Annotated in this window: 18 protein-coding genes; 11 read left to right on the forward strand and 7 right to left on the reverse strand. The window is 65.0% G+C overall.

The features are described 5' to 3' along the window. Positions 1-40: 40 nt before the first annotated feature. From RHOSA_RS23950 to RHOSA_RS0103420, 3 genes are all read right to left on the reverse strand, one after another. Positions 41-2338, reverse strand: coding sequence for a sensor histidine kinase (locus RHOSA_RS23950; protein WP_051431753.1), 2298 nt, complete (start codon positions 2336-2338; stop codon positions 41-43). Between the two features lie 305 nt (positions 2339-2643). After that, positions 2644-4305, reverse strand: a complete 1662-nt coding sequence (locus RHOSA_RS0103415; RefSeq protein ID WP_027287582.1) for a sensor histidine kinase — start codon at positions 4303-4305, stop codon at positions 2644-2646. A 64-nt stretch (positions 4306-4369) separates the two neighbouring features. Beyond that, positions 4370-5071 carry a response regulator transcription factor gene (locus RHOSA_RS0103420; protein ID WP_027287583.1) on the reverse strand — a complete coding sequence of 234 codons (702 nt, stop codon included), beginning with the start codon at positions 5069-5071 and terminating at the stop codon, positions 4370-4372. Between the two features lie 767 nt (positions 5072-5838). Here RHOSA_RS0103420 and RHOSA_RS0103430 point away from each other — a divergent pair. After that, entirely contained in the window at positions 5839-7449 is a 1611-nt protein-coding gene (locus RHOSA_RS0103430; protein ID WP_037255635.1) for a phosphoenolpyruvate carboxykinase, read from the forward strand. 117 nt (positions 7450-7566) lie between these two features. On the opposite strand, the gene RHOSA_RS20165 is transcribed toward RHOSA_RS0103430, so the two are convergent. Continuing rightward, positions 7567-8067 (reverse strand): Hsp20/alpha crystallin family protein, encoded by a 501-nt coding sequence (locus tag RHOSA_RS20165; protein WP_051431754.1) that lies wholly within the window; start codon positions 8065-8067, stop codon positions 7567-7569. Between the two features lie 386 nt (positions 8068-8453). On the opposite strand from RHOSA_RS20165, the gene lpdA reads away from it, so the two are divergent. The 9 genes from lpdA to RHOSA_RS20180 all read left to right on the forward strand — a co-directional run bounded on the left by lpdA (position 8454) and on the right by RHOSA_RS20180 (position 14848). Continuing rightward, positions 8454-9854, forward strand: a complete 1401-nt coding sequence (lpdA, locus tag RHOSA_RS0103440; RefSeq protein ID WP_027287586.1) for a dihydrolipoyl dehydrogenase — start codon at positions 8454-8456, stop codon at positions 9852-9854. 36 nt (positions 9855-9890) lie between these two features. Then, positions 9891-10184, forward strand: coding sequence for a hypothetical protein (locus RHOSA_RS0103445; protein ID WP_027287587.1), 294 nt, complete (start codon positions 9891-9893; stop codon positions 10182-10184). Positions 10185-10238: 54 nt separating this feature from the next. Further along, the gene (locus tag RHOSA_RS0103450) at positions 10239-10538 is read left to right on the forward strand and encodes a hypothetical protein (RefSeq protein WP_027287588.1); all 300 of its coding nucleotides are present in this window, start codon (positions 10239-10241) and stop codon (positions 10536-10538) included. 58 nt (positions 10539-10596) lie between these two features. Continuing rightward, positions 10597-11838, forward strand: coding sequence for an MFS transporter (locus RHOSA_RS20170; protein ID WP_169816589.1), 1242 nt, complete (start codon positions 10597-10599; stop codon positions 11836-11838). Between the two features lie 125 nt (positions 11839-11963). Beyond that, a complete protein-coding gene (locus tag RHOSA_RS0103460) occupies positions 11964-12344 on the forward strand; it encodes an NADH:ubiquinone oxidoreductase subunit NDUFA12 (protein WP_027287589.1) in 381 nt (126 codons plus the stop codon). 382 nt (positions 12345-12726) lie between these two features. Further along, the gene (gene mlaD / locus RHOSA_RS0103465) at positions 12727-13242 is read left to right on the forward strand and encodes an outer membrane lipid asymmetry maintenance protein MlaD (RefSeq protein WP_027287590.1); all 516 of its coding nucleotides are present in this window, start codon (positions 12727-12729) and stop codon (positions 13240-13242) included. Then, positions 13193-14047 carry a class I SAM-dependent methyltransferase gene (locus tag RHOSA_RS0103470; protein WP_244880600.1) on the forward strand — a complete coding sequence of 285 codons (855 nt, stop codon included), beginning with the start codon at positions 13193-13195 and terminating at the stop codon, positions 14045-14047. The genes mlaD and RHOSA_RS0103470 overlap by 50 nt, the downstream gene beginning before the upstream one ends. Before the next feature lie 88 nt (positions 14048-14135). Continuing rightward, positions 14136-14402 carry a hypothetical protein gene (locus RHOSA_RS20175; protein ID WP_037255640.1) on the forward strand — a complete coding sequence of 89 codons (267 nt, stop codon included), beginning with the start codon at positions 14136-14138 and terminating at the stop codon, positions 14400-14402. After that, positions 14402-14848, forward strand: coding sequence for a DUF2155 domain-containing protein (locus RHOSA_RS20180; protein ID WP_081728426.1), 447 nt, complete (start codon positions 14402-14404; stop codon positions 14846-14848). Before RHOSA_RS20175 ends, RHOSA_RS20180 begins: the two co-directional genes overlap by 1 nt. A 105-nt stretch (positions 14849-14953) precedes the next feature. On the opposite strand, the gene RHOSA_RS24985 is transcribed toward RHOSA_RS20180, so the two are convergent. Genes RHOSA_RS24985 through gcvA form a run of 3 tightly spaced genes read right to left on the reverse strand, consistent with a single transcriptional unit; the run spans position 14954 to position 17125 of the window. Beyond that, entirely contained in the window at positions 14954-15508 is a 555-nt protein-coding gene (locus RHOSA_RS24985) for a hypothetical protein (protein ID WP_156092499.1), read from the reverse strand. A gap of 37 nt (positions 15509-15545) precedes the next feature. Continuing rightward, complete coding sequence (locus RHOSA_RS0103485) at positions 15546-16115, reverse strand: septation protein A (protein WP_027287592.1); 570 nt, start codon at positions 16113-16115, stop codon at positions 15546-15548. Continuing rightward, positions 16112-17125 (reverse strand): transcriptional regulator GcvA, encoded by a 1014-nt coding sequence (gene gcvA / locus RHOSA_RS20185; RefSeq protein WP_211234256.1) that lies wholly within the window; start codon positions 17123-17125, stop codon positions 16112-16114. Before gcvA ends, RHOSA_RS0103485 begins: the two co-directional genes overlap by 4 nt. Before the next feature lie 158 nt (positions 17126-17283). On the opposite strand from gcvA, the gene RHOSA_RS0103495 reads away from it, so the two are divergent. Next, positions 17284-17589 carry a hypothetical protein gene (locus tag RHOSA_RS0103495; protein WP_027287593.1) on the forward strand — a complete coding sequence of 102 codons (306 nt, stop codon included), beginning with the start codon at positions 17284-17286 and terminating at the stop codon, positions 17587-17589. The last annotated feature ends 6 nt before the right edge of the window (positions 17590-17595 follow it).

Here is a 17595-nt window from a genome sequence, read left to right on the forward strand (position 1 = left end):
CTACGCCCGTTGTCGGGTGGGCGACCATACCCAGAGCGGCTCAGGTGGAAGGCTTGTCAGCGGGTTGTGACTGCTGTGCCGGTTGGGGGGGCAAAGCTTCTTGGGAGGTGCCCGATTCGGACTGCGGCCCGGACGAGCGCAACCGGTCGGTCGGGAGGTGAATGGTCACGCGGGTCCCCAGGCCGATGGTGCTGTGCAGTTCGACGCGACCGTTGTGCAGATCGGCGAAATGCTGGACCAACGAGAGCCCCAGGCCGACGCCGTCGCGGTTGTGCTTCTGGTTGACGCCGTTGGGCGACTGCTGGAACGGCTTGAAGACTCGTTCCTGATCTTCCGGGGGAATGCCTACGCCCTGATCGCTCACGCTGAGCGCCAGGCCCTCTGCGTTGTGGTCCACGTGCAGGACGACGCGTCCGCCGGCGTTGGAGAACTTGATCGCGTTGACCAGCAGGTTGACCAGCATTTGCCGCACCCGCGTGGGATCGGCGTTCAGCAAGGGCAGATCGGCCGGTATTTCGGACAGCAATTCGATCTCATGGCTGCTGGCGCGATCGTGCACGATGCGTAGCGCCGATTCGACCATCCGGGTGACATCCACCTCCTCGGTCTGCAAATCCATTCGGCCCGTTTCCACGCGCGAGAGATCGAGGATGTCGTTGATCAGCTCCAGGAGGTGGGTGCCACTGTCGTGAATGTCCCGGGCGTAGTCCTCGTAACGCTTGTCGATCGGGCCGAACATGCCCGTCGACATCACCTCCGAGAAGCCGATCACGGCATTGAGCGGCGTGCGCAGTTCATGGCTCATGTTGGCCAGGAAATCGCTCTTTGCCCGGCTGGCAAGTTCCGCCTGCTCCTTGGCCCGGGCGAGCTCGCGCTCCTTGCGCTCGCGGTCGGTGATATCGGCATAGGTCAGGACCGCCCCGCCGCCTTCCAGGTGGGTGCTCCGAATCGAGAGGCTGCGCCCGCTGGTATGGTCATACAGGACATGCTCGCCGGCGCCCCCGCGCACCACAGCCGCGCGCGTCAATACGGCTTCATCCGTGTCCATGGGACCATAGTCGCCGCGTGCGGCGCGGTAGCGGATCAAGTCGTTTAAGTGGGTGCCCGGCTGTACCAGTGCGCGCGGCAGGGCCAGTATGTCGCAATAACGGTCGTTTGCGGCCAGCACGCGCCAGTCGGCATCGAGCGCGAGCACGGCATCCGCCATGCTCTCAAAGGTCGCCTCCAGAATTTCGCGACGGCGCTCGGCGGTGCGTTGTGCGGTGGTCTCCGCAGTCACGTCGCTGGCGGTCCCCCGATAGCCGGCGAACGTTCCGTCATCGCTGTAAAACGGCCGACCGCTAAGACGCAGGACGATCGGTTTGCCGTTGGCGTCGGCTGCGTTGGCGGTGAGGTTCCGAAATGCCTGGCCACGGCGCATGTGGGCGGCGATGCGCAGCCAGCTACCGCTCAATCGGTCGCCGAACAGCTCGGCCGGCGTGCGTCCGAGCACGGCCTCCGTGCTCAGGCCGGTCACCTCGGTGAAGTGACGGGAGACGAAGGCGAAGCGCAGGTCGCGGTCGAGTTCCCAGACCCAGTCGGCCGCCGTGTCGGTGATATCGCGCAGCCGGGCTTGCTCGGCGATCAGCTCGCGTTCGCCGGCGCTCATGCGCCGGGTCGTGTACAGGCCGAGCAACCCGCCGCTGGCCGCGAGTAAGGCGGTCAGCCCCGCCATGCCCGCGATCACATAGCTCTCGACCGTGCGTGCTGCGACGCTGATGGCGCGGGCGAAACGACGGGTGTGCCGACTGAGGGCGGCCGAGGTTCCGATCACCTGGCTCTTCAGCCGCGCGCGTCTGGCCGGGTCCAGGGTGTCTTTTCCTATAAGATAGGCGCGCGCGGTCATTCCCAGGTTGTCCAATGCCAAGACCATCCTGTTGCCGTCGGACCAGGCCTCCTTCGCTTCCGTCATCAGATCGGTGTGGACCAGCAGCCGATACATCCATACGGACGCCGCGGCATCGTCCGGGTGCATGCCGACCGGGGTCAGGAGCTTGACGGCGTGGGAGGCATCAAACGTCGGGTTGTCGATGAGGACCTTGGCCAGCGCGTAGGATTTGGGGACTTTGAGCGCGGCCTGGAAAGCGATGTAATAATCGATGTCACCGGTGCGTATGAAGGTCTTCAGCGCTGACGCGGCTTCGTAGCTCGCCTTGGAGTAGTGGCTCTGCCCTTCCAGGTAGGAGCGACCGATGTCGACCAGATAAATCCCGGCCATGCCCGCAGCCATGATCATGAGCTGAAGGGCGATCAGCACGCCGACCAGCCAGTGCAATTTTGACTTCGAGCGGGCGCGCATGTGAGGGCCAGTAATTTGTTTGTCGCGATCGGCATCCATCCCGATGAAGCACCAGTTTCGCCTTATACGGCATTGATAATCAATTAACATTTGCGCGGATGGGTGGGCGCAGTCTTCGAGCTAGGAGTAGAGAAGGTCGAACATCGACCTGTGATACATGTCAGGTGATTAAATACACGCGGATCGCAGCCCCATCGCCTTTGATCAGGATGATCGAAGAGTTTGAGGCGGGGGAGGGGCTCGATCAATTCGGTCGCCGCGCAGGTTCATTTATGGACGGCGCATGCGATGATTTTGGGGTTGGTTCACTCGGCCGGGAGCCAGACGGTGAAGCGGGCGCCGGCGATCTGGCTGTTGGCGTCCCGGCGGTTTTCCGCACGGATGTCGCCACTGTGGGCATCCACGATCTGCTTGGAGATCGACAGTCCCAAGCCGGAGTGGGTGCCGAACTTCTCGTCCTTCGGCCGTTCGGTGTAGAAGCGATCGAAGATCGCCTTCAACTTGTTCTCCGGAATGCCCGGGCCGTCGTCGTCGATGGTCACCTGCACCCAGCCGTCCCAACGCCGCGCGGTAACCCGGATCGTGCCGTCGGCTGGAGAGAAGGTGGCGGCGTTCGACAATAGATTGCGGAACACCTGGCCTAACCGGCCTTCCAGGCCCTGGATGGTGAGCGGGTCCGTAGTGCCGTCGACCGTTTTCGGCAGCTCGATCGTGTAGGTTGGCCCGCCGCGCTCCTTCGAGGTGGCCCCCTCGACCTCGACCAGCGCGTCGAGCAGGCGACTCAGGCCGACCGGCTCGCTCTGGGCGCGCGACAGTTCGGCATCCAGGCGGGAGGCGTCGGAGATGTCGGAGATCAGCCGGTCCAGACGCTGCACGTCGTCCAGGATGATCCCCATCAGCTTCTTCTGCTGCTCGGGATCGTCCACCCGCGCGACCGTCTCGACGGCGCTGCGCACGCTGGTCAGGGGGTTCTTGATCTCATGCGCGACGTCGGCGGCGAAACGCTCGATCGCGTCGAGCCGGTCCCACAGCGCTTGGGTCATGTCGTTGAGCGAGACCGATAGGTCGCCGATTTCGTCCCGGCGCTTGGACAGGTCCGGGATCTCGACTTGCCGGCCTTGGGCGCGCCGGACCCGGTCGGCGGCTTCCGCCAGACGGTGCAACGGCCGGGCGATCGCGCCCGCGAGATAGAACGAGAGCAGCACCGTGACGCCCAGCGCGACCGCGAACACGACCAGGATGTCCAGCCGCCGGTCGCGCACCGCAGCCTCGATTTCCGAGCCGTCCTTGGTCAGCATCAGCGCGCCCAGCACCTGCCGGTACCGCTGTACCGGCATCGCTACCGACAGCACCAGTCCCCCGTTGGGGTCTCGGTAGACCCGGCTGGCGGCGTCGCCGGCCAGCGCCCGTTCGGCTTCCAGGTACTGCGCGGCGCGTTGCCGGCGTGCTTCCCGATACGTCGGCAGGTCGTCGCTGGGGATATAGTTGAGCACCCAGTTGTAGGCGCGCTGAACCCCCTTGGGCAGCCAGCTGCCGGGTTCCGGGGGCGGCAGCTCTTCCACCGTCACTTGCCCGCCTGGGCCCATCAGGACGAAGCTGTCGGCGACCAGATTCCCGCCGGGGCCGAACAAACGGGCGCGGATATCGCTGCCAGACAGCAGGACGCGCATGGCATGGCGCGTCCCTTCGGCCAGCAGTTTTTCCTCGCCGGACTGGGTGACGACGACCGAACTCCCGGCCAGCGTGGTGGCGAAGGCACGGGTCTGCGTGCCGAGCGCCTCCACTTCCGCCTCGATCAAGCTGTCGCGATACTGTTCCAGGTGCAGCAGACCCAATACCGGTACCGCCAGCACAAGCACGTTGAGTGCCAGAATGCGCCGGGTCAGGGGGGACCGCCAGGCACCGCGCTTACGCCGACGCCGGTCGCGTCGCCGGTCGGCCGGTTGCTCTTCGTCGTCGGTCCCCATGCCGGTCGGTGGCGCCCCGCGCCCCGGCCTATCCCCCCTCGACAAAACGGTTCAGCCTCGCTGATCAGGCTTCGCGGTAGCGGTAGCCGACACCGTACAGCGTCTCGATCTGCTGAAACTCCGTGTCGACCTGCCGAAATTTCTTGCGCAGGCGCTTGATGTGGCTGTCGATCGTCCGGTCGTCGACGTAGATGCTCTCGCCATAGGCCGCGTCCATCAACTGGTCGCGCGATTTCACGTGGCCCGGGCGATGGGCGAGGGTCTTCAGGATCAGGAACTCGGTGACCGTCAGGTTGACCTCCTGTCCCTTCCAGGAGCAGAGGTGTCGGCTGGGATCCAGCATCAGGTTGCCGCGCTGGATCGCCTGCTCCTCGGGCGTCGCCTCCTCCATCCGGCCGGCCAGCCGTTCGCGGCGCAGCAGGGCGCGGATGCGCTCGATCAGCAGGCGCTGGGAGAACGGCTTGGTGATGTAGTCGTCCGCCCCCATCCGAAGGCCCAGCACCTCGTCGACCTCCTCGTCCTTGGAGGTCAGGAAGATCACCGGCAGGTTGGAGTTCTCCCGCAGCCGGTTGAGCAGTTCCATGCCGTCCATGCGCGGCATCTTGATGTCCAGGACGGCGACGTCGACCGGGCTCGTCTGGATGCCCCGCAAGGCTTCTGTCCCGTCGGCATAGGTGCGGACCTTGAATCCCTCGCTTTCCAGCGCGATCGAGACCGAGGTCAGGATGTTGCGGTCGTCATCGACCAGGGCGATCGTGTTCTGCATGGCGTTCGTCATCATGCCCGCGGCGGGGGCGCCGCTGCGCGTCTGGTGGGTCGTCTCTTCCAACATGTGGTTGCCCCTTGGCGTGAATTCTACATGGGCTGTGCATCGGCGGGTGCGCGGACGCGTGTGTCGCGGCGCCCGCAATCAGCAAATCGGGCAGATGGCCCCTTATGGGGTGCGCAGCCGGCGGTCATGCGGCGGGATTGGGGCAGATCGGTGACGGGCGCCGGTTGTTGCAGCGTCGCGTAGACATATGCGTGACGGGCGCGTTCGGGGTCCTTCTTTGGGGTGCACGCGCGGTTGGCCGGAACCGGCTACACTCAGACTATCTGGACGCCGACGCGTTCAGTGGGGCGTTCGGGTTTTGGCTTTGCCAACTGGAATTAACGCGCGTGGATTTGGTCTTCCGGCTGGAAAAGTAAGCTGGGCGGCGGCCAAGCGCTGCAATGCAACATTGTCGATACTGAGGCGTTAAGGCTCGGGAGGCAGCCATCATCGAGCACAGGTATAGCCTATCTGGATAGGTGCCTCGGCACCGTGTGGCCCGGACGGCATAACCCGGCCAGCACGTAAACAGGACAAGAATTGGACGAGAACAAAGTGTGGTTTATCGTCTGGTAGCTGTTGAACACCGGTTCGAAAGCGACTAAGGCGTGGACCCCTTTCGCGGCGCGAAAAGTGGGAGCCGGACACGCGCGGACGCTGCGTGCCAGTCCGGGCGGCATGCGCGGCGAAACCGATATCATAACGTCTCGAGGGAGGCCGACGTGAGTGTGACGGGACCTGTCGTAAGCCGTTTCGACCTGAGCCACCAGGGCATCAAGAGCGCACGGGCAGAACATTGGAACCTGCCGGTGGCGGCGTTGACGGAACATGCCCTGCGGCTCGGCGAAGGGCTGCTGGCAGCCGATGGCCCGCTGGTGGTCGAGACTGGTGACCACACCGGTCGCTCGCCCAACGACAAGTTCATCGTCGAGGATGACGTTACCCGCGAACGGGTGTGGTGGGGCCAGGTCAACCGGGCGATCACCCCGGAGGCGTTCGAGCGGCTGCACGCCAAGGTGCTGGCTTACCTGCACGGCCAGGAGCTGTTCGTGCAGGATCTCTATGCCGGGGCCGACCGGGATTATCGCCTGCCGGTCCGGGTGGTGTGCGAGCGCGCTTGGCAGGCGCTGTTCGCGCGCAACATGTTTATCCGCCCGCCGGTCGAGGATCTGCATGACTTCGAGCCCGGCTTCACGGTGCTGCATGCCCCCGGGCTGGAAGCCGATCCGGACCCGGATGGCGTCAACTCGGGGACCTTCATCTGCGTCGACTTCACCCGCCGGATCGTGATCATCGGCGGCAGCGAGTACGCCGGGGAGATCAAGAAATCGATCTTCACCGTGCTCAACTTCCTGCTGCCGGAATCCAACGTGCTGCCCATGCATTGCTCGGCCAACATCGGCGCGAATGGCGATACCGCGCTGTTTTTCGGCCTGTCCGGCACCGGGAAAACCACCCTTTCGGCGGACAGTTCGCGTACCCTGATCGGTGACGACGAGCATGGCTGGTCGGATAACGGCACCTTCAACTTCGAGGGCGGCTGCTACGCCAAGGTCATCCGCCTCAGCGAGGAGGCGGAGCCGGAGATCTATGCGACCACGCAGCGGTTCGGCACGTTGCTGGAGAACGTTGCCTGCGACCCCTACACGCGGCTGCTGGATCTGCACGACAACGCCAAGACGGAGAACACCCGCGCCAGCTACCCGCTCAACTTCATCCCGAACGCGAGCGATGACGGCCTGGGCGGCCACCCGGCCAACCTGATCATGCTGACCGCGGATGCCTTCGGCGTATTGCCGCCGATTTCCATGCTCTCGCCCGAGCAGGCGATGTACCACTTCATCTCCGGCTACACCGCCCGCGTTGCCGGAACCGAGAAGGGCATGGGCAATACGCCGAGTGCTACCTTCTCGACCTGCTTCGGTGCGCCGTTCATGCCGCTGCACCCGGTCGAATACGCACGCCTGCTGGGCGAGAAGATCGAGCGGCACGGCTGCCGCTGCTGGCTGGTCAATACCGGCTGGACCGGCGGGGGCTACGGTGTCGGCAAGCGCATGGACATCAAGCACACCCGCGCGATGATCGCCGCCGCCCTGAACGGCGAGCTGGAAAAGGTGCAGATGGAGGTCGATCCGCATTTCGGCCTGCACATGCCCACCCAGTGTCCGGGCGTACCGAGCGAGGTGCTGAACCCGCGCAATACCTGGGCGGATCTCGCCGACTACGACCGCGTGGCCCGCGACCTGACCCTGCGGTTCGCCGAGAACTTCGAGCAGTTCGCTGACGTGGTCGACGAGGATATCAAGGCCGCCGGTGTGAAGGCCGCGGCTTAAGGGAGAAGAGTGCAGGGCGGCGCGGATGCCCAAAAGCGCCCATGAAAAAGCGGCTTCCAGCTTTGACAGCTGGAAGCCGCGCTTCCTCTACGATCCCCTTGTGAAGGCAACGGGTAGTTAGGCCGCGCGCTTCACGTTGATCTTCTTGGTCTGTTCCTTCTCGGCCGCTTTCGGCGCCGTGATCGTCAGCACGCCATCCTTGAAAGCGGCGTCGATCTCGTCCTCCTTGATGCCGTGCCCAAGCGGTAGCTGGCGCTCGAAGCGGCCGTAAGCCCGCTCGGTCACGTGGACATTGCGGTTCTGGTCCGCGTGCTCCTGTTTCTTCTCGCCGGCGATCCGCAGCACGCCATCGTCGTAGGTCACCTCGACGTCGTCCTCGCTCAGGCCCGGCAGTTCGGCGGTGACGTACCAGTTGCGGTCGTCGTCTTTCACCTTGATCCGCGGCGCGGCAATCGTGCCCTCGAGATTTGCCGCCGGGGTGCCGAAGCCATTCCAGACGTCGTCGAACAGCCGGTTCATTTCGGTCTGCAGCGTCGCGAACGGATCGCGCAGCGCCACGTTGCGGCCGTTGCGGGTCGTCAGATCGTTGTTGCTTACCGGGAACAGGGTCCGACGCATGGCTCTCACCTCCCGTTTGCCTGAAAGTGAACAGCCTGTCGTCTTGTCCTTAGCGCGTCTTGCGCCGCCCGTCTGAACGGGTCTCGACCGGAAGACGGGAAACCGCCGGCGATTGCCGCCGTTGCCCGTCTTCCGTGTTCATTTTTCCAACTAGTGCAGAGGGTTAGACTGTCAAGGGCGATGCAGAATGCAGGTCTGCTGTGCGTGCGGGGGGCCTTGTTCCGGGGGGCGGTTTCGGGCACTGTCCGCGGCGCAATCAAGCCGTAAGACGCGCGAGTCCGCCGCTTTTCGGTGCCGCGCGCCCACCTGTCGGCCCAGTATTTCCGTGCGTGAGGGCGCCCGCATCCGCGCGCCTCGTCAAAAGCCAGGGAGCAGTGAGCCCAGCCATGAGCGAGCAACAGCAATACGATCTCGTCGTCATCGGCGGCGGGCCCGGTGGTTACGTCTGTGCCATCAAAGCCGCGCAGCTGGGCCTCAAGGTGGCCTGTGTGGAAAAGCGCGGCAGCCTCGGCGGCACCTGCCTGAACGTCGGCTGCATCCCGTCCAAGGCGCTGCTGCAATCGAGCGAGAAGTTCGAGGAGACGCAGGGCGAACTGGCCAATCATGGCATCAAGATCTCCAAGGCCGAGCTCGACCTGAAGACCATGCTGGGTCGCAAGGACGAGGTGGTGAAGTCGCTGACCCAGGGGGTCGAGGGCCTGTTCAAGAAGAACAAGGTCACCTACATCGCCGGGACCGGGAAGATCACCGGCCAGGGCGAGGTCACGGTCGACGGCAAGGACAAGCTCGCCGCCAAGCACATCGTGATCGCTACCGGCTCGACCCACGCCGATCTGCCGGGCGTGGAGATTGACGAGAAGAAGATCGTCTCCTCCACCGGGGCGTTGTCGTTGTCCAAGGTGCCCAAGCACATGGTGGTCATCGGCGGTGGCTACATCGGCCTGGAAATGGGCGCGGTCTGGCACCGTCTGGGCGCCGAGGTCACGGTCGTGGAATACCTGGACCGCCTGCTGCCCGGCATGGACGGCGAACTGGGCAAGAATTTCAAGCGCTTCCTGGATAAGCAGGGCTTCAACTTCAAGCTCGGCACCAAGGTGACCGGCGCCAAGACCACCAAGTCCGGCGTGACGCTGACGGTTGAGCCGGCCAAGGGCGGTGACTCCGAGGAGATCCAGGCCGACGTCGTGCTGGTCGCGATCGGCCGCAAGCCCTTTACCGATGGGCTCGGCGCCGAAGACATGGGCATCGAGATGGACAAGCGCGGGGTGATCCAGGTCGACGATCACTTCCGCACCAACGTCCCCGGCGTCTACGCGATCGGCGACGTGATCCCCGGCCCGATGCTGGCGCACAAGGCCGAGGAGGAAGGAGTGGCACTGGCCGAGCAGCTCGCCGGCCATGCGGGCCACGTCAACTACGAGACCTGCCCCGGCATCGTCTATACTTGGCCGGAGATCGCCTACGTCGGCCGCAGCGAGGACGAGCTGAAGGAGCGTGGGATCGAGTACAAGGTCGGCAAGTTCTATAATGCCGCCAACTCCCGCGCCCGGGCCAATGGCTTCACCGAAGGCTTCATCAAGGTGCTGGCCGACGCCAAGACCGACCGCGTCCTGGGTGTTCACGCCATGGGCCCGGAAGCGGGCAACCTGATCCACGAGGCGGTGATGGCGATGGAGTTCCAGGCCACCAGCGAGGACATGGCCCGCGCCTTCCACGGTCACCCGACCTTGAACGAAGCGGTCAAGGAAGCCGCCATGGCGGTGACCGGCAAGCCGATCCACAGCTAACCGGCCGTGTCGCCGACGTCCTACGGAGCAGATCCGATGCAACGCCCGCTCGTGCTCGTCCTTGGTTGGGGCTTCACGATTTTTGGCGCCCTGGCGCTGTTCGACGACCTGCTGCAGGGCGTGTTGCTGTTGGCGCTCGGCCTTTATCTGCTGTCGTTCGAGCAGCCCTGGGTGCGCAGCCGCCGGGCGGAGCTGGAGAAGCGCTTCCCCGATGCCGCGCGGATGCTGGCGGCTGGTGAAGGCAAGCTGCGCGACCTGCACGCCAAGGTCAGCGGCGAGGCCAGGTCGCAGCCGCCGAAGGACGGGACCGGTTCCGACGCCGGGCGATGATACCGCGTCGTTCGACCGGAATCTGTAACCGGGGTGCGCTAGCCTGCAGGGCCCATGGCCCCGGTCGATCCGACGTCCAGTCCCGCTGCCTCCCGGACACGCGCGCGCAAGCCGCGCCCGCTGGGCCGTCGGCTGGCTGCGGTCGGTGGGGCGCTGTTGCTTGGCACGGGGCTGGTGGTGTTCGTCACGCCCATCCCGTTCGGTGGCATCATGGTCGGCGTGGCGTTGGCCGTGCTGATCCGGGTGTCGCCGACCGCCCGGCTGGTCCGCCGCACGCTGTCCCGCCGCTATCCGGATACCGCCCGCCGGTTGGAGGCCCTGCGCCAGCGCGTGCGCGCCTACCTGCGGCGTTGAGTTCCCCCGCACGCGCCAGAATATGCACGGCGTTGGCCGGGCAGGCCGGGCGGCTCTGGTGAGCGTTGCCCGCATCACGGCTGTGATGTGCGTGGCTCAGCTCCTGGGCATGCTGTCCAACGCCAGCTTTCCCGCATTGATCCCGACCTTCGTCGATGTCTGGGACCTGTCAGGGGCAACGGCCGGGTGGGTGGCCGGGATGTACTACGCCGGCTACGTCGCCGCGGTGCCGCTTCTGGTGGCCTACACCGATCGGCTGGACGCGCGGGCGATCTATCTGACCTCGCAGTTGCTGGGTCTGGTCGCCGCCGCCGGTTTCGCGCTGTTCGCCGCGGGGCCCTGGAGCGCCTCGGCGTTGCGCTTTTTCGACGGAATCGCGCTGGCCGGCACCTACATGGTCGGGGCGCGCATGCTGTCCGACCGTGCGCCGGGGTCGTCGCGCGCGCTCGCTTTCTATACCGCGACCTTCTCGTTCGCCACGGCGGTCAGCGTGTTCGCGGCCGGGGAAATCTCGACGATCGCCGGTTGGCCGTCGGCCTTCTGGCTGGGGGCGGTGGGGCACGGCCTCGCCGCGGTCTTGGTGTTGGTGAGCTTGCGCCCCCGTCCGCCCGCACACGCGCCCCGGGCCCACCCGCGCGACGTCCTCGATCCCCGTCCGGTGCTGCGCAACGCGCCGGCGATGGCCTACATCCTGAGCTATGCCGCGCACATCTGGGAGATGTTCGGGTTCCGCACCTGGCTGGTCGCCTTCCTTGGCTTCGCGTTCGTGCGTGCCGGGGCGCAGGCGGACGCCCCTAGCTTTGCTGGGCTGACGCCGACCCAGATCGCGACCGTGCTGCTGCTGCTCGGGATGCCGGCGAGTATCCTGGGGAACGAGGCAGCCGTGCGATTCGGCCGCCGGCGGGTGCTCAAGGGCGTGATGGCGAGTTCCGGGCTGCTGGCCTGTGCGCTCGGGGTGTTCGCGCTCGGGCCGGTGTGGTTGCTGCTCGCGGCGTGTGCGCTCTATGGCGTGCTGATGATGGCCGATTCGGCGGCGCTCACCGCCGGGACGGTGGCCGCCGCGGCGTCCGACCGACGCGGCGCGACGATGGCGCTGCATTCGTTGTTGGGCTTCGGGGCCGGCGTGGTCGGTCCGGCCGTCAGCGGGGTCGCGCTGGACATCGCAGGCGGGCCCGATCGTCCGGTGGCCTGGGGCGCGGCGTTCGTCGTTCTGGGCCTGGGCGGGCTGCTCGGGCCGGTGATTCTGAGTCGGTTGGGCCGGCAGGGCGATCCCGCCGACCCGTCGCGGTCGGCTATGTGAGAGGCTGCCTGCCCTAGACGGGCCGCGGGCGGGGTGCCATAGTCCGCGCCAGATCAACAGGCGACCTGACCCGCCCTGTCGCGAGTGCGAACGGGGCGCGCGACACGAGAGTCAGACCCGGACCCATGCGAAACAGTCTTGTCACCCGGCTCTACACCCGGCGCTACGGCATCTACGTCGGCGAGGACCAGTTCGGCAACCAGTACTACCGCAACCCGAACGCCCACCGGGCGCCGGGCCTGCTGTCGTCCAGCGAGAAGCGCTGGGTGCTGTACAACGGCGACCCGGAGGCTTCGCGCGTGCCGCCGGCTTGGCATGCCTGGCTGCATCACATCACCGAGGAACCGCCGACCCAGGGCGGCGTGCCCGACCGCAAGCCGTGGGAAAAGGAGCATACGCCGAACCGCACCATGACCGCGGAGGCGTATCGGCCCCCAGGGCACACGCTGCGCGGTGGCAAGCGCGCGCGCGGCACCGGCGATTATGAGCCCTGGCTGCCATCCTAAGAAATTCCACTTAGTGTGAGAGCGTAAAAAAGATTCGGGGTGCAGAGTGAAAGTCAGTGAGTTTGAAGCCAAAGCCTGGGAAGTTGATGGGGTTGCAATTGTTGTCCGTGCCCCAAAAGATGCTGAGGTGGGTGAATTTCACTGGGGACGAGCCCTTGGCGGTGATTCCAGAGTGACCGAATGGCTTGAAGGTAGGATTTACGCTAAGCTTAACGGTTGCGATGCTGAGGTGCTATCTGGTTCGGGTAGACGTCCCAACGGTAACACGAAAATGCGTTCCTTGCGTGAATCGTACAATTACTGATGCTCGTTTAAATTCAAGGGCTCGCAGTTAAAATCCAGGGTTAATACTCGCTCTACAGGCTTCAGGACACCTACTCATATGCGCCGCAACATTATCGAGACCATCATGGGCGCCGCGGTGATCCTGGTCGCCGTGGGCTTCGTCGTGTTTGCCTTCTCCGCGACCGGTGTCGGGTCGTCGGTCGATGGCTACCGTGTGACCGCGCGTTTCGATAACGCGCAGGGTGTGACCCCGGGCACGGATGTGCGGATGGCCGGCGTCAAGATCGGCGCCGTGGTGGCGCAACGGCTGAACACCGAGACCTACTTCGCCGAGGTCGAGCTGGCGATCCAGGAGGATATCCGGCTGCCGCAGGATACCAGCGCCCGGATCGTTCCGGAGGGTCTGTTGGGTGGCAACTACGTCAACCTGGAGCCCGGCGGGGCGGAGGCAACGATCCCGGACGGTGGGCAGATCCAGTACACGCAAGGCGCGGTCAACCTGATCGACCTGATCGGCCGCTTTATGTTCTCAAGCGGCGGGGACTCTGGCGGTTCCGGGAGCGGTGGCAGCGGCAGTGTTCCGGGCGGCGGCGCCGTTCCGGGCGGCAACTAGCCGCCGCCGCGTGATGGGCGACTCGGTCGACAGCCTGGGCGATGGCCCGGTTGCACAGCACTGGAATCCCGAGCGCTACCAGCGGGAGGCCGGGTTCGTCGCGGAGTTGGGCCGGCCGCTGCTGACCCTACTCGCCGCCCAGACGGGCGCGCGTGTCCTCGACCTCGGTTGCGGCGACGGACGCTTGACGTTGGAGGTCGCGGCCGGCGGCGCCCAGGTCACTGGCGTTGACCTCAGCCCCGACCTGGTGGCGACCGCGCGGGGGCGCGGCCTCGACGTACAGGTCGCGGACGCCGCCGCGCTGCCCTATCCCGACGCCAGTTTCGATGCGGTGCTGTCGAACGCTGCCTTGCACTGGATGACCGCGCCGGAGCCGGTACTGGGCGAGGTTGCCCGCGTGCTCAAGCCCGGGGGCCGTTTCGTCGGCGAGATGGGCGGGGCAGGCAACGTCGCCGCGATCGTGGGCGCGATCACGAATGCGTTGGCCCAGCGTGGGATTGAGGTGACCCGCGCCTATCCCTGGTATTTCCCGACCCTGGCGCAGTACCGCGCGCAGTTGGAGGCCGCCGGCTTTACGGTTGACACGATCGAACGGTTCGCCCGTCCGACCGATCTTCCGGCCGACATCACCGGCTGGTTGGCAACCTTCGCCGAGAGCTTCCTGTCGCTGGTTCCGGCATCGCAACGCGACCAACTCGTCGGCGATATCCGCGATGCGCTGGAACCGTCGCTGAAGCAAGCCGACGGGCGCTGGGCGGCGGACTACGTGCGCTTGCGGTTCAGCGCCCATAAAGCCGCCACATAGCCGGGGCATCGACGTCGCTTGTGCCCGTAGACGTATCCGCCTACCTCTGCCGGGCAGAAGCCCTTATGCGAACGGGAGAACGCCTGTGATGGCGCAGGTCCGCGACAGCCAGTTCCCCACCTGGACGCAGCCGGACGGTCAACCGGTCGGCTGTCGGGACAAGATCAAGGTTCTGAACGAGAACCTGGAGGAGGTCCGTGAGATGGCACAGGACGCGCTGGAGGATGCCATCCTGATGGGGTGTGACGAGGGCCAGGTCCGTCAGGTGCTGCACCAGTTGATGGACGGGTTGGAGAACCCTTACGCCAGCACGGCCGGTGAGACTTCCGGCGGATCGGATACGGAGCAATCGTGATGGCCGGGGTTGTGCGTTGTCTAAGCGTTGCCGTCGCCAGCGCGTTGTGCACCCTCGCGCTTGCCGGGCCCGTCGCGGCGGCGGAAGCGAAGGTCGTCGTCCTGCAGGGGCTGGACAAGGTAACCGCGCGCACCGACACCTTCGAGGTGCCGGTCGGGTCCGCCCACCGCTTCGGCACGCTGGAGATCACGGTGGATCACTGCTGGAAGGCGCCGCCGGAGGAGCCGCCGGAGAACAAGGCGTTCCTGGAGATCGTCGACATCCGCCCGGACCGGGAGCCGAAGACGGTCTTCACGGGATGGATGTTCTCATCCTCCCCGGCGCTCAACGCGCTGGAACACCCGGTCTACGACGTCTGGGTGGAGACCTGTAAGATGCAGGCGGGGCCATCTGGAGACGAAGACCAGCCGCCCAAGCCGGACGAGGTGCCAGGACGTTCGGAGTGAGGGTCAGATAAGACGCAGATTCCGAGGCAAATTACTGACCGGAAGTGTGCTCTCAGTACAGTGGTAGGGGTGCCACAAATTGAGGCACATCCATCTTGCCACTGCTTATTCGAATAAATCGGGGGTTTTAGTTTGGGGGCGGTTTTCGTGAATTTTCTGGCTCAGATGTCGGGATTTTCCTTGGATATCGCTTAATCTCTCACTCATTTGACGGCCAAAATTATCATCGCCGAAAGCGCCGCCAGATCTATCTAAATCGAAGTTGTGATCATATATAAGACTATTAATTTTTAATGCTGCCCTTGCTAAATCCTGATCTATCAAAGACATAAATTTCCAATCTTTCGTAGAGTCAGGCGGTGAAAGTTTCATTCTTGCCTTGATTTTATCTCCAATTTGAGCGTTTTCAGCTTTGGCTGCCCTAATGGTCCCACAGCCATTTTTAGCTCGCTTCGAGATGAGAGATAAATCTTCTGCGAGTTCAAGGCATCTCAGGTTCACGAGCTGTACTTCCTCTCGCTCTTGTTTTTGTCTCTCAGCTCGTACAGAAATATGTGTTGATTTATAAATTAAAAAAGCTGTTATGCATGCCCCGATAATCGCGAGGATTCCGGTCATTAAGTTTTGGAATTCTTTGATAAAAGCTATGATTTCTATCATGTGAGTTTTTCGAGATAATGAGCATTTGTCTGGTGATCTAGCCCGCCTCTTCCTCGACCTTCTCGCGGGTCATCAACGGCATCTGGGCCATCGCGAACACAATGGTCAGGCCGAGCAGGCCGAACACCTTGAAGCTGACCCAGAAGTCGGTCGACTGGGTGCGCCAGACCACCTCGTTCAGGACCGCCATCGCGGCGAAGAATACGCCCCAGCGGAAGGTCAACTGGCGCCAGCCGCGTTCGGTGATCGTCCAGGGCATCGCCATGCCCAGGACCGGTTTGAGCAACGCCCGGCCGAACGCGAGGCCGCCCAGGAGGACGACCGCGAAGATCGCCTGTACGATTGTCGGCTTCATCTTGATGAACGTCGGATCGTTGAGGGCGAGCGTCAGGCCGCCGAACACCGTCACGATCCCCGCGGTGATCAGGGGCAGCTTGGGCACGGTCCGCTGGATGCCCAGCGACAGGCCCAGCACCAGCACGGTCGCCACGATCAGGGCGGCCGTGGCGGCCATCAGCCCGTCGATCACATAGGCGGCGAAGAAGACGGCCAGGGGGCCGTAGTCGATCGTCGGCCGGAGCCAGGCGGGGGTGCGCTGTTCGCTCAACTGAGGGCCTCGCTGTCGGATGGCTTGGCCGGCACGTCGGCCGGGTCCTGACCCCGCTCTTCGCGCGTGGCCGCCATCTCGTCAAGCAGCCAGTCACGGAAGGCGCGCACGCGGCGCAGCTTCAGCTTCGCTTTGGGGGCTACGATCCAGTAGGAAAAGCCGGTGCCAGCCGTGTTGCCGGCGCCCGCTTCGTGCGCGTCGAACGGCGCGACGAGCCGGCCGGCGGCCAGATCGTCTTCCATCAGCACGCGCGCCGCCAGCGCCACGCCCTGGTCCTGGAGAGCGGCTTGCACGGCGTATTCGGTATGGTTGAAACGCGGACCGCGGCGGCTGTCGATGTTCGAGACGCCGGCGCTGCGGAGCCACTCGCCCCAGTCCGGATCGGTCGCACCGCTGCCCCAACTGGTGTGGATCAGGGTGCGGTTGGCCAGGTCCGCCGGCTGCTTGAGCGGCGGATCGGCGTACGCGACGGCCGGGCTGCACACCGGGATGACGTCGCCGGATGCGAGCCGGATCGCCTCCAACCCCGGATAGCCGCCCGTACCGTAACGCAGGCCGAGATCGATGTCCTGATCCCGGCTGAAGTCGACGACCGTACCGGTCGCATCCAGGCGCACGTCGATTTCCGGATGCTGTCGGCGGAAACGGTCGAGGCGCGGGACCAGCCATTTCGACGACAAGGACGGCACGGCGGAGACGGTGAGTAGGTGCTGGTTGGCTTCGCTGGCGTCCCGCAGCCCCTCCACCGCCTCGGCCAGGTGCTCGAAGGCCGCCCGAATCTCCGGCAGCGCCCGCTGGCCGGCATCGGTCAACAGCAGGGTGCGCGGCTCGCGGCGGAACAGTTGGACCTGTAGATGCTCCTCCAGTCCTTTAATCTGGTGACTGATCGCCGCAGGCGTGACGTTCAGTTCCTGCGCGGCCTTGGAGAACGACAGGTGGCGGCCGGCGGCTTCGAAGGCGCGCAGGCCGTTGAGCGGGGGCAGGGCGCGCGGCATCTCGGACCCTTTCAAATTTTCCTAAACCTGACGCAAGACATCGTCGTTTGTCGGCATCAGGAGTTTCCCCAATTATGCCTTTCAAGAGACGGAGGGGATAGGCCCTCGGTTGAGGAAAATTTGAAAGGCCTGGGCGATTGTGCGCAGGCCGGAGCGGAGAAGGAGACGACGTCATGACGTTCCAGAGCCCCAGCGCCACCGCCGTGCCGACCGCCTCCCACCCAGACACCCGGTTCAAAACCCGCACCGCCAATTTTCTGACGGCGATGGCGCGGCGGGTTGACCGGGCGGCCGAACAACGAGCCCGCCGGAAGGCGCAGCGGATGACGCAAGCCGAACTGGCCAACGTGCCGGATGAGGTGCGGCGCGAACTCGGCCTGGATAGCCCGCGTGCCGACGCGCCGTCGCCTTTCCTGCAGGGGCTGGTCGGCCCGGCCGTCTACTGGACGCCGCACGCCGGTAAGTCTGGGAAGCCCTGATCTAGC

The organism is Rhodovibrio salinarum DSM 9154 (genome assembly GCF_000515255.1).
Taxonomy (GTDB): domain Bacteria; phylum Pseudomonadota; class Alphaproteobacteria; order Kiloniellales; family Rhodovibrionaceae; genus Rhodovibrio; species Rhodovibrio salinarum.

What these genes read in the sequence shown, in the direction of transcription:
- RHOSA_RS23950 (WP_051431753.1), bottom strand. Translation starts at nt 2,338, where the DNA reads ATGCGCGCCCGCTCGAAGTCAAAATTGCACTGGCTGGTCGGCGTGCTG.
- RHOSA_RS0103415 (WP_027287582.1), bottom strand. Translation starts at nt 4,305, where the DNA reads ATGGGGACCGACGACGAAGAGCAACCGGCCGACCGGCGACGCGACCGG.
- RHOSA_RS0103420 (WP_027287583.1), bottom strand. Translation starts at nt 5,071, where the DNA reads ATGCAGAACACGATCGCCCTGGTCGATGACGACCGCAACATCCTGACC.
- RHOSA_RS20165 (WP_051431754.1), bottom strand. Translation starts at nt 8,067, where the DNA reads ATGCGTCGGACCCTGTTCCCGGTAAGCAACAACGATCTGACGACCCGC.
- lpdA (WP_027287586.1), top strand. Translation starts at nt 8,454, where the DNA reads ATGAGCGAGCAACAGCAATACGATCTCGTCGTCATCGGCGGCGGGCCC.
- RHOSA_RS0103445 (WP_027287587.1), top strand. Translation starts at nt 9,891, where the DNA reads ATGCAACGCCCGCTCGTGCTCGTCCTTGGTTGGGGCTTCACGATTTTT.
- RHOSA_RS0103450 (WP_027287588.1), top strand. Translation starts at nt 10,239, where the DNA reads ATGGCCCCGGTCGATCCGACGTCCAGTCCCGCTGCCTCCCGGACACGC.
- RHOSA_RS0103460 (WP_027287589.1), top strand. Translation starts at nt 11,964, where the DNA reads ATGCGAAACAGTCTTGTCACCCGGCTCTACACCCGGCGCTACGGCATC.
- mlaD (WP_027287590.1), top strand. Translation starts at nt 12,727, where the DNA reads ATGCGCCGCAACATTATCGAGACCATCATGGGCGCCGCGGTGATCCTG.
- RHOSA_RS20175 (WP_037255640.1), top strand. Translation starts at nt 14,136, where the DNA reads ATGGCGCAGGTCCGCGACAGCCAGTTCCCCACCTGGACGCAGCCGGAC.
- RHOSA_RS20180 (WP_081728426.1), top strand. Translation starts at nt 14,402, where the DNA reads ATGGCCGGGGTTGTGCGTTGTCTAAGCGTTGCCGTCGCCAGCGCGTTG.
- RHOSA_RS24985 (WP_156092499.1), bottom strand. Translation starts at nt 15,508, where the DNA reads ATGATAGAAATCATAGCTTTTATCAAAGAATTCCAAAACTTAATGACC.
- RHOSA_RS0103495 (WP_027287593.1), top strand. Translation starts at nt 17,284, where the DNA reads ATGACGTTCCAGAGCCCCAGCGCCACCGCCGTGCCGACCGCCTCCCAC.